We start from the raw sequence: 12,807 nt of genomic DNA on the forward strand, positions 1-12,807 counted from the left end.
TTATCTTTGGAGGGAAATGATGATTAACCAAGAACGCTTAATCAATCAATTTATGGAATTAGTTAAGATTGATAGCGAATCAGGAAACGAAAGAGAAATTGCTGATTTCTTAAAAAAGAAAATTACGGAGCTTGGACTAGAGGTAACGGAAGACAACTCTATAAAAAAGACGGGACATGGAGCAGGGAATTTAATCGCCTCACTTAAAGCTACTGAGAATAAAGGTGAAACTATTTATTTTACTTCTCATATGGATACAGTGACCCCTGGGAATGGAATTAAACCATCTATTGATGGGGGTTATATTGTTTCTGATGGGACGACGATTTTGGGGAGCGATGACAAAGCGGGAATTGCAGCAATGCTTGAAGCAATAACTGTGATTAAAGAGGATGGATTGTCTCACGGAAATATTCAATTTTTAATCACGGTTGGAGAAGAATCCGGACTTAAAGGTTCAAGACACCTTCAAGAAGGGCTTTTACAAGCTGATTACGGTTATGCATTAGATAGCAATGGACCAGTTGGTCATATTATTATTGCTGCCCCTACCCAAGCCAAAATTACAGTAACAGTTTATGGGAAATCAGCTCATGCGGGCGTAAATCCAGAAAACGGGATTAGTGCTATTCAAGTGGCTAGTCATGCTATTTCAAAGATGAAGCTTGGGCGAATTGATCATGAGACTACAGCAAATATAGGGAAATTTCAAGGTGGAAGTGCAACAAATATCGTTAGCGACCGTGTAGATATTCTTGCTGAGGCAAGAAGTTTAGTGAATGAAAAATTAGAAAAACAGATTCAACATATGAAAGAGGCTTTTGAACAAACAGCAGATCAATTCTCTACAAAGGTAGACTTTACTAGTGAAATCATGTATCCAGCCTTTCGTTTTGGAGAAGATCATCAGGTTGTAAAGAAAGCAATAGAAGCTATTCATGAAATCGGAAGAACGCCAAAATTATTATCCAGTGGTGGAGGAAGTGATGCCAATGTGATTAATGGTCTTGGCATTCCAACCATCAATCTTGGGATTGGATATGAAAACATTCACACCACTTCCGAAAAAATGCCTATCAGCGAACTAGTGAAAACAACAGAGCTTATCCTTGCTCTAATCAAGAAAAACTAGAAAAACCTCAATTGTAATTCAATTTTCATGAAACCCACAAAAGTGACCGTGGTACTCTTTAAACGGGAGTCGTCACTTTTGTGGGTTTTCATTATGAATAAAAAGTTTGATCTAAATCTCCCAAGTATCCTCTGATTTGGGATAACAACCTATTACCTCTTCATCTGTTATTTGATAAGCATGATCAATAGGCGCATGTTCTGTTCATAACCATATTCTTTTAATAGGTGAGTAAATGGGATTAGTTCTTTCTCTGAAATGAGAGAAATAAGGGGTTGGGTCATCTACATCGTCTCCTTTTTAAAAGTTAAAGAAATGAATTACCAATGGTTAGTTTTTGCTTGGTAAAAATCTTTTAAACCCTGAATGGAACACTTTCCATTTACATAAGCTGAAAGGTAAGAGTGATAGGAGGGAATGGAATGGTTTTTTGGGGGAAAGGAAAGGTAATTCAAATCTTAGAAGAAACTGGTCAAAGTCAAGTATTGAAGGTTCAATATTCAGATGGTGAAGGAGTAGCCATTCACTATCTTGAATTTTTTCCTGCTTTACAAATTGGCGATCAAATATGGGTTAACCGTACAGCCACTTTCCTTCAATTAGGCACTGGTGGATATGACTATGTGCTCTCGATTTTAAACCATAATGAGAATGGAGTAGTGAAACAAACAAATGGCCATATTATGAAATTAAGATATACACCCCTTCAATTTTCTGTTCTTTCATGTGAGGAACAAGGTAGTGAATATCATCATATATTTACTAAGCCAAGAATGTTGCAAGGTTTGCCAGTAATGATTGGTGAGTTGCATAGCATGTTGCCCATTGTCGTAACCATTCTAAGACAATTAGAAAAAAAGGTCAAAAAAGACTAAACATTGTCTACATTATGACTGATGGAGCGGCATTACCCCTTGCTTTTAGTAAACATGTATTGCAACTAAAAAAACTAGGTTGGTTAGATCATACAATAACCATTGGCCAAGCTTTTGGTGGAGATTTAGAAGCGATTAATATCTACACTGCACTAATTGCGGCTAAATATATTTACAATGCAGATGTAGTACTTGTGATGATGGGACCTGGCATCGTAGGAACTGGAAGTTGGTTAGGCCATACTGGGGTTGAACAGGGGATTATCATCAATGCAGTATCCTCTTTAGAAGGAGTACCAATCACAATTGTGAGAGCAAGTTCTAATGATCAACGAGGTAGACATGTAGGGATTAGTCACCATACTTTATCTACATTGAAATATATCAGTTTAACAAGAAGTATTGTTCCTTTTCCAAGTTATCTTAAAGAAACCTTCCCCAATGTTTATTCTCGTTTATCTGAACATGCAATACCCAAACATCAGTTAGAACCAGTTTCTATTTCCCATTCTGATGTAAAGGAAATAATCAAAACCTACCCTTTTCCAATTGCAACGATGGGCAGAACGATAGAACAAGAACCGTTATTTTTTGATTTTATTGCAAGTGCCGCGTATTGGTTTTATCAACATTTTTAATGGGAAAAAAGCTGTAAATATTGCTGAACAGTTAATTTTGATTTAGATAGCTCTGAAAGTTTAGCTCTTATTTCCCAAGCTTTTCCTATCATTTTTAATTGGTGAGGTGTACGAATCACTTTCATATTAAAACCTCCTACGATACAATAAAGTAGACTTCGTTTAATTTACTTTTATGATGTTGATGGACAAGTTATGATCATTTTTTAAGGATGTGAAAAAATGTATTTCGATTATTCCGAAAAGACGATTTCTAGTGAAAAAATTTACCAAGGGAAAATCATTCAAGTAAAAGTAGATACGGTCCTTTTGCCAAATGGGAAAGAAGCAAAAAGAGAGTTGGTCAATCATCCAGGTGCTATTGCTGTTCTTGCTCTAACGCCAGAGGATAAAATCATTCTAGTAAGACAGTACCGTAAACCGCTAGAAAAAACGATTTTGGAAATCCCGGCAGGAAAATTGGAAAAGGGCGAAAACCCTCTAGATTGTGCAATTCGTGAATTAAAAGAAGAAACAGGGTATATAGCATCCAATATGACACAAATTACTAAATTTTATACTTCTCCAGGCTTCGCAGATGAAATCATTTATCTTTACAAAGCCAACAGTTTACAACAAGGTGAAGCAAAACCTGATGAAGATGAGTTTATCGAGACAGTTGAATTGTCCCTAGACGAGGCATTAGAAAGAATAGAAACAGGAGAAGTCATCGATGCGAAAACGATAATGGCTATATATTATTGGCAATTAGAAAGGAACAAAGGTTAAAAACCATGAGAGAATTTTTTGCAGATTTACATATTCATATTGGATGGACAGAAAAAAAGGAACCTGTTAAGATTAGTGCCTCTAAGAATTTAACCTATATCAATATCTTGAAAGAGGCTTATCATCATAAAGGCTTAGATATGATTGGAATCATCGATTGTCACTCGCCAAGAGTTCAAGAAGAAATCCTTTATTATTTAAATCATGGCTTGATTGGTGAGCTGGATGAAGGCGGACTTCAGTATCAAGAATTAACCATCCTTTTGGGTTCAGAAATTGAAGTGAAAGAAGAAGGAAGAGGAGAGGCTCATTATCTAGCTTTTTTCCCATTTTTATCGGATATAATCGATTTTTCCAAGTGGATGCAAAAGCATATGAAAAATATAAATCTTAGTTCCCAGCGACTTTATGTAAAAACAAAGGAACTTCAAAAAGAGGTTTATGATCGGAATGGCCTGTTTATACCTGCCCATATTTTTACTCCTTTTAAATCAGTATATGGAAAATGTTGTGATCGTATGGAAGAGGTATTGGATTTAAATAGAATTGACGCAGTGGAACTAGGACTTAGCTCGGACACAGAAATGGCAGATCGCATTCAAGAATTACACCAATTTCCTTTTATTACAAATTCAGACGCCCATTCATTACAAAAAATAGGCCGTGAATATAACAAACTCCTGATAGAAAGTCCTACTTTTAAGGAATTAAAATGGGCTTTAAAAGGTTTAAATGGAAGAAAAATCTTAAAAAACTACGGACTAGATCCAAAATTAGGAAAATATCATCAAACCAGGTGTGTTCAATGTGATCAATTAGTAGAGAATGAGTCATATTGTGACCACTGTGGAAGCAAGAAAATAATAAAGGGAGTGTCTAATCGGATTGATGAGCTTGCAGATCTTCAAACTGGATTACATCCATCTGGGCGACCAGACTATATTCATCAAGTTCCTTTAGAGTTTATTCCTAAATTAGGGCAGAAAACGCTAGAAAAATTACTCTCTCATTTTGGAACGGAAATGAATATTTTACATCGTGTATCAATGGAGCAGTTGCAAGCAATTATCCCAGATAAATTAGCAGAAATGCTCATTCAAGCAAGAGAAGGAAAATTGTCAGTGGAAGTTGGTGGGGGAGGCGTATATGGTAAAGTTTTAGAATAAGTGGGACATAATCCTTTTTTGTCCATCATACAATGTACTATGTTGGACAAGGGGGGATTTTCTTGAAAGGTAGACAAATAGATTACCGAATCCAAAATTACGTAAAAGAACATTTTTCATTATATATTTTCGCTATTATTTTGTTTATTATGGGTGTGATTTTTGGGTCAATGATTGTCCACTCCTTATCACCTGATCAAAAACAAGAAATGATTACGTATATTAGTAAATTTTTTCATGGGATCAACCAAACGGATCAATGGATGGAATCAAAAGTAGCGTTTAGACAAGTTGTTTTTGAGTATCTAAAATACCTTTTTCTTTTATGGTTTTTGGGATTATCTATTATTGGTATGCCATTCATTTTAATTCTATTATTTATGAAGGGGTTTATGGTAGGCTTTACGATTTCTTTTCTTATTGCCGAATTACAATGGAAAGGATTTTTGTTTTCATTTGTTGCGATTTTACCTCAAAATTTATTGATTGTTCCTGTTATCATTATTGCAGGTGTAGCAGGGATTAGTTTTTCCTTGTCACTGATTAGAGCAAGAGGTCAAAATAGAATACGCCAATATCAACAACCTTTTATTTCTTATTCCTTTTTAATGCTGATTTTAGGTGGTGTTCTTATATTTGCCTCTGGTTTTGAAAGTTATGTTTCACCATGGTTGATGAAAAGTGTTACGACTTTTTTAGTGCGTTAATGATTATCATTTACATTGACTTTTCATATTCTCCTCACTATAATCAGGTTAGATGCTGTTAGGAGGTGATACGTTATGGAAGAACGTATCGAAAAAATAAAACAACAGCTTCATTCATATAATTTTAAATTAACTCCACAACGAGAAGCTACCGTAAGAGTTTTATTAGAGAATGAAGAAGATCATTTAAGTGCTGAAGATATATTTCTTTTGGTAAAGGAAAAAGTACAAGACATTGGTTTAGCAACCGTTTATCGAACATTAGAATTACTATCTGAGTTAAATATTACACAAAAGTTAAATTTTGGTGACAATGTAACAAGGTACGAATTCCGATCTGAAGAGGCTGAACATCATCATCACCATCTTGTTTGTGTGAATTGTGGTAAAGTGGATGAAATTAACGAGGATTGGCTAGACCCAATTGAAGAACGTGTAGAAAATCGATTCCAATTTAAAATTGTTGATCATCGATTAATCTTTCATGGGATTTGTAAAGAATGCCAAAAAAAGAAAAGGATAATCTATAAATCGCGAATTTTCTGTAAAATTCGTGATTTATTTTTATCTATATCCCTTTTATCAATAAAGTGGTAATATATAAAATATACAAAATGTTATTTTTGTAGGAGGAACATAAGATGAGAGTTGGAATACCTAAAGAGATTAAAAACAATGAAAATCGCGTAGCGATTACCCCAGCAGGAGTACAAGCTCTACGCTTAGCAGGCCACGAAGTGTATGTGGAAACCAATGCAGGGGTTGGAAGCGGTTTCGTTGATGAGGACTATTTGTCTGTCGGAGCAAATATTACTGATTCAGCTAAAGAAGTATGGGATAAATCCGATATGATTATGAAAGTAAAAGAACCATTACCTTCAGAATATCAATATTTCCGTGAAGGACTTATCTTGTTTACATACCTACATTTAGCTCCAGAGCCAGAATTAACAAAAGCCTTAGTGGACAATGGAGTGGTTGCCATTGCTTATGAAACAGTACAATTAGATAATGGATCTCTTCCACTATTAATGCCGATGAGTGAAGTCGCAGGAAGAATGTCTATCCAAATTGGGGCTCAATTTTTAGAAAAGCCACAAGGTGGAAAAGGAATTCTACTTGGAGGAGTACCTGGTGTTCATCCAGCAGAAGTCGTTATCATTGGTGGTGGGATTGTAGGAACTAACGCTGCAAAAATGGCGATTGGTTCGGGAGCAAATGTAACGATCATCGATCTTAATCCTGACCGTTTACGCTATTTGGATGATATTTTCCATGGTCGAATCAATACTGTAATGTCTAACTCTTATAACATAGCTCAAGCAGTCAAAAAAGCTGACCTATTAGTTGGAGCCGTATTGATACCTGGGGCAAGGGCACCAAAATTAGTTTCAGAAGAAATGGTTAAAACAATGAGCCCTGGTTCAGTCATTGTTGATGTGGCAATCGACCAAGGAGGTTCGATTGAAACGATTGATCGCGTAACCACTCACAGTGAACCAACCTATGTAAAACATGGAGTAGTTCACTACGCTGTAGCAAATATGCCTGGAGCAGTAGCAAGAACATCAACACTAGCTTTAACGAATGTAACGGTTCCATATGCATTACAAATTGCCAATAAAGGATATGAAAAAGCGATTCGTGATAATCGAACATTAGCAAAGGGAGTTAACGTCATTCATGGCCGAATCACATACGAGGCTGTTGCTAAAGCTCTAAACCTACCCTATGTTCCATTGGAGCATGTATTAAATTAAAGGATTGAATAATTAAATCTAATAGATCAAAAATAAGAGTAGGCTGCTCAACTGTAGTAGCCTACTTTTATCATATTTATTTATAGGTTCTCATAATTTATTATACGTATGTTTACAAGTGTACTAGATAAATTGGGGGTATCATCATGTTCATTATTTTAAAAAGAATTCTAGAATGGATGATATTGTTTATCTTCTTTTTTTTACTAACATTATTTTTATACCAATTCTTACTAGTTCTTTCTGATTGGATTCAACCGATCGATCAGTTTAAAGAACCATCTGGTCGAGCGGTCAAGGTCATTGATATGGGGAATGGAACCGAAATACAAAACTCGGAAGATGTAATCGATCGCTTAAAGTTATTTTATTGGTTAGGTGAATAATTCCCATAAAATATTTTCCATAAAAAGAAAGAAGGAGTTAATCAAAAGATGTTGAATAGTAGAATAAATAAGTAATGAGAAGAAAGTTTAATTTAAGGGAGAAATGTTTGGTATGGAAAAGAGAATCGAAGAATTTATTCACTATCTAATGGTAGAGAAAGGTCTCGCTCAAAATACACTAGAATCTTATCATAGAGATTTGCAATCCTACCATACATTTCTTAAACAATTTTATCAGCATGTACCTATCGAGAAAACGAATCGTGCCCATATTATGTCTTATCTCATAGATCTAAAAAATAAAGGCAGAGCAACATCGACGATCTCAAGAAATTTGGCCTCTATTCGTTCTTTTTATCAATTTCTTATGAGAGATCATTTTATTCAAAAGGATCCATCGCAAAATTTAGAATCTCCAAAAATCGATAAGCGTTTGCCAAAAGTTCTTACTGTCAAACAGGTAGAACAATTGTTACAAATGCCAAATATCTCAACGTTAACAGGAGTCAGGGATAAGGCCATGTTAGAGCTCCTTTATGCAACTGGAATTCGTGTTTCTGAGTTAGTTTCTTTAAATATAGAAGATTTGAATTTAAATATGGGATTTGTCAAATGTTTTGGTAAGGGTTCAAAAGAACGAATTGTTCCCATTGGTAGCCTAGCCATAGAAAGTATTCAATACTATGTGAATCGAAGTCGAAAGATGCTTCAAAAAAACCAACAGAAAATGCACTTTTCTTAAACCACCATGGAAAACGTTTGTCAAGGCAAGGATTCTGGAAAATTATAAAAAAATATGCTAAACTAGCCTCAATAGAGGTTGAAATAACACCTCATACACTTAGACACTCTTTCGCTACACATTTATTAGAAAATGGGGCTGATTTAAGATCTGTTCAAGAAATGTTAGGCCATGCAGATATCTCTACGACACAGATCTATACACATCTTACGAAATCACGTCTAAAAGAGGTTTATTCTAAAGCCCATCCTAGGGCGTGAAAAAAAGGTGATTCAACTTTTTTTTAGGTTTGATGCAATGGGTACGATTTGTACCTTTTCTTTCTCTTGATGTTGTCTGACATCAGTCAACTGCCAAAGATTTGATCATTTAAATTTTGTTGTAGTAAATTTATATCTTTGGTGATACTAAAAAGAAAAAATATAGGAGGGATTATGAAATGAAATTTAAACGAATTTCTTTAATTGTTCTTGATAGTTTAGGAATTGGGGAGTTACCTGATGCTGAAAAATTTGGAGATCAAGGGACCAACACCTTTGCTCACATTGCTGATAAAATAAATGGACTAATCATTCCTCATCTAGAAAAAATGGGTTTGGGGAATATTTACCCAATAAAAGGTGTAAACAACATTGAAGACCCTATTGCTGCTTTTGGGAAGATGAAGGAAGTTTCAGTAGGTAAAGACACCATGACTGGCCATTGGGAAATTATGGGTTTAAAAGTAAATATCCCTTTTAAAACGTATCCTAATGGATTTCCAAATTCTCTAATTAAAGCCTTTGAAGAAAAAATAGGTAGAAAAGTAATTGGTAATAAGCCTGCTTCAGGTACAGAGATTATTGAAGAATTAGGAGAAGAACAAATGAAGACAGGAGCTGTTATTGTTTACACATCTGCAGATAGTGTGTTTCAAATAGCTGCTCATGAAGATGTTGTCCCATTAAATGAACTTTATCAAATATGTGAAATAGCTAGAGAAATGACTTTAAATGACGAATATGCGGTGGGGCGAGTGATTGCTAGACCATTTATTGGTTCTCCTGGTTCTTTTAAAAGAACACCAAATCGAAAAGATTATTCAGTAAAACCACCAGCCAAAACAGTTATGAATCACTTAGTTGAAAATGGATTTGACTCCATTGCAGTCGGGAAAATTGCTGACATTTATGCAAATGAAGGAGTTACGAAAGCGCTTAAGTCAAAGTCAAATATGGATGGTGTAGATAAAACGATTGAGGGATTAAAAACAGACTTTAATGGTTTGATTTTTACCAATTTAGTTGATTTTGATATGTTATATGGACATCGTCGTGATCCTATAGGTTATGGAAAAGCGATTGAAGAATTTGATCAAAGATTACCAGAATTGATAGATGCACTTCAAGATGATGATTTACTTATCATTACTGCCGACCATGGAAATGACCCTACACATACAGGTACAGATCATACACGTGAATATGTTCCATTGTTAGTTTATAGTAAATTACTAAAAGGTGGTATCAATTTAGGGATTCGAAAAACATTTGCAGATGTTGGAGCTACAGTTGCAGACAACTTTGGCGTTCAATTACCTGAACATGGTATTAGTTTTTTAGATGATCTAAAGTAAGGGGAGGAAATCAGATTGAGTTTAAAGCTAAAAATAAAGGATTCTTCAGAATGGATATTAAAGAAGGTCAATATCCAACCTGAGATTGGCTTGATTTTGGGTTCAGGTCTTGGTGTGCTAGCTGATGAAATCGAAGAAGCTGTTCAAATACCCTATTCAGAAATCCCTCACTTTCCAGTATCTACTGTAGAAGGCCATAAAGGCCAATTAGTTATTGGTAAATTAGCTGGTAAATCTGTTATTGCCATGCAAGGTAGATTTCACTTCTATGAAGGATATTCAATGCAAGAGGTTACTTTTCCAGTAAGAGTAATGAAAGAATTAGGTGTACAAAAACTTCTTGTTACCAATGCTGCGGGTGGGATCAATCTTTCATTTAAACCAGGGGATCTAATGATCATTGAGGATCATATCAACTTTATGTTTAATAACCCGCTAATTGGACCTAATGAAAACGAATTAGGTGTAAGATTTCCCGATATGTCTACAGCTTATTCTGAAGTGTTAATCGAGAAAGCAAAAAGCGTTGCAGATCAGTTACAAATTGACCTAAAAAGTGGAGTTTACGTGGGACTAACTGGTCCAACCTATGAAACACCAGCTGAGGTAAGAATGTTACGGACAATGGGTAGTGATGCAGTGGGAATGTCCACTGTTCCTGAGGTGATTGTTGCTAGACATTCAGGTATAGAAGTTTTAGGCATTTCTTGTATTACCAATATGGCTGCAGGAATATTGCCTCAACCTCTTTCACACGATGAAGTAATTGAAACGACCAAACTTGTACAATCGAAGTTTTTAAATTTAGTTAGACAAATTATAGGGACCATTTAAAGGGGGAGTTTTTATGGATAATAAATTTAATAAAATTAATGAAGCTAAGGATTATATCTTTTCTAAATTAAAAGAAGCACCAGAAATTGGATTGATTTTAGGTTCTGGGCTAGGAGAATTAGCTGACAAAATTGAAAATGAAGTAAAAATACCCTATCATGAAATACCGCATTTTCCAGTATCAACTGTAGAAGGGCATAAAGGACAACTTGTCATTGGAACACTTGAGGGAAAAAGAGTTGTAGCGATGCAGGGAAGATTCCATTATTATGAAGGTTATACAATGAGTGAGGTTACTTTTCCTGTTTACGTAATGAAAGCATTAGGGGTAAAAATGTTATTTGTTACCAATGCTTGTGGCGGAATGAACAAAGCATTTGCACCAGGTGATTTAATGATTATTAACGATCATATTAACTTTACTGGAGCAAACCCGCTCATCGGTCCAAACATGAATGAATTTGGTCCTAGATTTCCTGATATGTCAAGAGCTTATGATTATGAACTCATTCAATTAGCGCAAAAGGTTGCTTTAGATAAAGGAATAAAAATACAAAACGGCGTTTATGTTGCGATCAGCGGTCCAAACTATATGACTCCTGCCGAACTGAAGATGTTAGCTCGACTGGGTGCAGATACAGTTGGAATGTCCACAGTTCCCGAAGTCATTGTTGCTAATCATGCAAAAATGAGGGTATTAGGTATTTCACTTATTACTGATATGGCAATTGGTGAAGAATTAGAACCATTGACCCACGAGCAAGTGATGGCAGTTGCGGAAAAGAGCAAGACGAAATTTATTGAGCTTGTAAGAGGAATCCTCTATGAGGTGGATTTAGCATGAGAATGGTTGATTTAATTCAAAAAAAAGGGATGGAAATAATCTTACAACAGAAGAGATTCAGTTTATTATTGAAGGTTATACTCAGGGAAATATCCCCGATTATCAAATGTCTGCTTTGACGATGAGTATTTTTTTTAAAGGGATGAATGATAGAGAAATTACTGATTTAACCATGGCGATGGTTCAATCTGGTGAACAAATTGATTTAACAGCAATTGAGGGAATTAAAGTTGATAAACATAGCACAGGTGGTGTAGGTGATACGACAACGCTAGTGCTTGGGCCTTTGGTTGCAACTGCGGGAGTTCCTGTGGCCAAGATGTCAGGCAGAGGATTGGGACATACAGGTGGAACCATCGATAAATTAGAGTCTATTGAAGGTTTTCATGTTGAATTAAGTAATGAGGAATTTATTAAACAAGTAAATGAGATTAAACTTGCCGTTATTGGTCAGACCTCAAATTTAACACCCGCTGATAAAAGGCTTTATTCATTAAGAGATGTAACTGCTACCGTTGATTCAATCCCACTTATTGCTAGTTCGATCATGAGTAAGAAGATAGCTGCTGGGGCTAATGCGATCGTTTTAGATGTAAAAACGGGTGAAGGTGCTTTTATGAAAACACCAGATAAGTCGTTTGAACTTGCAAAAGCGTTGGTTGATATCGGTACACAAACTGGCCGAAATACTGTGGCTATTGTAAGCAATATGGACCAACCCTTAGGTTTTGCCGTAGGTAATGCATTAGAAGTCAAAGAAGCGATTGATACTTTAAAAGGAAATGGGCCAAAAGATCTTGAAGAATTGTGTTTAGTACTAGGTTCTCATATGTTAGTTTTAGGTGGAAAGGCAAAAGATACCGACAATGCTTATCAGACACTGAAGGAGCTTATTCAATCTGGAAAAGCATTAGAAACTTTAAAAGAATTTGTGAGTAGGCAAGGTGGTAACCCAGAATTGATAGAACATCCTGAACGATTACCACAAGCAAAATCTAAAATTGAAGTAACAGCTCTAGAAAGTGGTTATATTCATCATATTGATGCAGAAGAAATAGGAATCAGTGCAATGATGTTGGGAGCAGGGCGAGAAACCAAAGAATCTAAGATTGATTTATCGGTAGGCATCGTATTACATAAAAAAGTGAATGATTATGTAAGTAAAGGTGGGGTTTTAGCTACTTTACATGTAAATGACGAAAAAAATATTGCAGAAGTCACAGAAAAAGTACTTCAAGCCTACACGATAAAAGAAGAAAAAATAGAAGATGTTCCGCTTATATATGGAATTGTTAGTAAAAATGGGATACAAAGGTGGCATTAAGCCATCTTTTTTTGTA

13 protein-coding genes and 2 pseudogenes are annotated in these 12,807 nt (G+C 35.4%); 14 read left to right on the forward strand and 1 reads right to left on the reverse strand.

The window, feature by feature from the left end; all coding sequences use genetic code 11:
• The first annotated feature begins 19 nt into the window (after positions 1–19).
• From U473_RS04315 to U473_RS15365, 3 genes are all read left to right on the forward strand, one after another.
• Positions 20–1,132: a M20/M25/M40 family metallo-hydrolase gene (locus U473_RS04315; RefSeq protein ID WP_068723722.1), complete on the forward strand. Its 1,113-nt coding sequence runs from the start codon at positions 20–22 to the stop codon at positions 1,130–1,132.
• A gap of 422 nt (positions 1,133–1,554) precedes the next feature.
• Positions 1,555–2,007: a DUF3866 family protein gene (locus tag U473_RS15360; protein ID WP_082732369.1), complete on the forward strand. Its 453-nt coding sequence runs from the start codon at positions 1,555–1,557 to the stop codon at positions 2,005–2,007.
• A 14-nt stretch (positions 2,008–2,021) separates the two neighbouring features.
• Positions 2,022–2,645 (forward strand): DUF3866 family protein, encoded by a 624-nt coding sequence (locus tag U473_RS15365; protein WP_082732370.1) that lies wholly within the window; start codon positions 2,022–2,024, stop codon positions 2,643–2,645.
• On the opposite strand, the gene mciZ is transcribed toward U473_RS15365, so the two are convergent.
• Entirely contained in the window at positions 2,642–2,770 is a 129-nt protein-coding gene (gene mciZ / locus U473_RS14165) for a Z-ring formation inhibitor MciZ (protein WP_082732371.1), read from the reverse strand. The genes U473_RS15365 and mciZ overlap by 4 nt on opposite strands.
• 97 nt (positions 2,771–2,867) lie before the next feature.
• On the opposite strand from mciZ, the gene U473_RS04325 reads away from it, so the two are divergent.
• The 11 genes and pseudogenes from U473_RS04325 to U473_RS04375 all read left to right on the forward strand — a co-directional run bounded on the left by U473_RS04325 (position 2,868) and on the right by U473_RS04375 (position 12,791).
• Complete coding sequence (locus tag U473_RS04325) at positions 2,868–3,413, forward strand: NUDIX hydrolase (RefSeq protein WP_068723725.1); 546 nt, start codon at positions 2,868–2,870, stop codon at positions 3,411–3,413.
• 5 nt (positions 3,414–3,418) lie between these two features.
• A complete protein-coding gene (locus U473_RS04330) occupies positions 3,419–4,579 on the forward strand; it encodes an endonuclease Q family protein (protein WP_068727459.1) in 1,161 nt (386 codons plus the stop codon).
• A gap of 62 nt (positions 4,580–4,641) precedes the next feature.
• Positions 4,642–5,286, forward strand: coding sequence for a stage II sporulation protein M (gene spoIIM / locus U473_RS04335; protein ID WP_068723727.1), 645 nt, complete (start codon positions 4,642–4,644; stop codon positions 5,284–5,286).
• Positions 5,287–5,361: 75 nt separating this feature from the next.
• The gene (gene fur, locus U473_RS04340) at positions 5,362–5,883 is read left to right on the forward strand and encodes a ferric iron uptake transcriptional regulator (RefSeq protein ID WP_068723729.1); all 522 of its coding nucleotides are present in this window, start codon (positions 5,362–5,364) and stop codon (positions 5,881–5,883) included.
• A 44-nt stretch (positions 5,884–5,927) separates the two neighbouring features.
• Positions 5,928–7,046: an alanine dehydrogenase gene (gene ald / locus U473_RS04345; RefSeq protein ID WP_068723731.1), complete on the forward strand. Its 1,119-nt coding sequence runs from the start codon at positions 5,928–5,930 to the stop codon at positions 7,044–7,046.
• Positions 7,047–7,192: 146 nt separating this feature from the next.
• Entirely contained in the window at positions 7,193–7,432 is a 240-nt protein-coding gene (locus U473_RS04350; protein ID WP_068723734.1) for a DUF4227 family protein, read from the forward strand.
• A gap of 112 nt (positions 7,433–7,544) precedes the next feature.
• Positions 7,545–8,434: pseudogene (gene xerD, locus U473_RS04355) on the forward strand (site-specific tyrosine recombinase XerD).
• Positions 8,435–8,613: 179 nt separating this feature from the next.
• Positions 8,614–9,789 (forward strand): phosphopentomutase, encoded by a 1,176-nt coding sequence (gene deoB / locus U473_RS04360; protein WP_068723737.1) that lies wholly within the window; start codon positions 8,614–8,616, stop codon positions 9,787–9,789.
• A 33-nt stretch (positions 9,790–9,822) separates the two neighbouring features.
• Positions 9,823–10,623, forward strand: a complete 801-nt coding sequence (locus U473_RS04365; RefSeq protein WP_407701947.1) for a purine-nucleoside phosphorylase — start codon at positions 9,823–9,825, stop codon at positions 10,621–10,623.
• A 13-nt stretch (positions 10,624–10,636) separates the two neighbouring features.
• Positions 10,637–11,467: a purine-nucleoside phosphorylase gene (locus tag U473_RS04370; protein ID WP_068723742.1), complete on the forward strand. Its 831-nt coding sequence runs from the start codon at positions 10,637–10,639 to the stop codon at positions 11,465–11,467.
• Positions 11,464–12,791 (forward strand): annotated as a pseudogene (locus tag U473_RS04375) (pyrimidine-nucleoside phosphorylase). The gene U473_RS04370 and the pseudogene U473_RS04375 overlap by 4 nt, the downstream one beginning before the upstream one ends.
• Positions 12,792–12,807 lie beyond the last annotated feature (16 nt).

The sequence above is a fragment of the Tepidibacillus decaturensis genome, from assembly GCF_001561915.1.
GTDB classification, from domain to species: domain Bacteria; phylum Bacillota; class Bacilli; order Tepidibacillales; family Tepidibacillaceae; genus Tepidibacillus_B; species Tepidibacillus_B infernus.

Excerpts from the sequence above, each read along its gene's own strand:
- ald (WP_068723731.1), top strand. The coding sequence starts at position 5,928 with ATGAGAGTTGGAATACCTAAAGAGATTAAAAACAATGAAAATCGCGTA.
- U473_RS04350 (WP_068723734.1), top strand. The coding sequence starts at position 7,193 with ATGTTCATTATTTTAAAAAGAATTCTAGAATGGATGATATTGTTTATC.
- U473_RS04370 (WP_068723742.1), top strand. The coding sequence starts at position 10,637 with ATGGATAATAAATTTAATAAAATTAATGAAGCTAAGGATTATATCTTT.
- U473_RS04315 (WP_068723722.1), top strand. The coding sequence starts at position 20 with ATGATTAACCAAGAACGCTTAATCAATCAATTTATGGAATTAGTTAAG.
- U473_RS15360 (WP_082732369.1), top strand. The coding sequence starts at position 1,555 with ATGGTTTTTTGGGGGAAAGGAAAGGTAATTCAAATCTTAGAAGAAACT.
- U473_RS04330 (WP_068727459.1), top strand. The coding sequence starts at position 3,419 with ATGAGAGAATTTTTTGCAGATTTACATATTCATATTGGATGGACAGAA.
- U473_RS15365 (WP_082732370.1), top strand. The coding sequence starts at position 2,022 with ATGACTGATGGAGCGGCATTACCCCTTGCTTTTAGTAAACATGTATTG.
- U473_RS04325 (WP_068723725.1), top strand. The coding sequence starts at position 2,868 with ATGTATTTCGATTATTCCGAAAAGACGATTTCTAGTGAAAAAATTTAC.
- mciZ (WP_082732371.1), bottom strand. The coding sequence starts at position 2,770 with ATGAAAGTGATTCGTACACCTCACCAATTAAAAATGATAGGAAAAGCT.
- deoB (WP_068723737.1), top strand. The coding sequence starts at position 8,614 with ATGAAATTTAAACGAATTTCTTTAATTGTTCTTGATAGTTTAGGAATT.
- fur (WP_068723729.1), top strand. The coding sequence starts at position 5,362 with ATGGAAGAACGTATCGAAAAAATAAAACAACAGCTTCATTCATATAAT.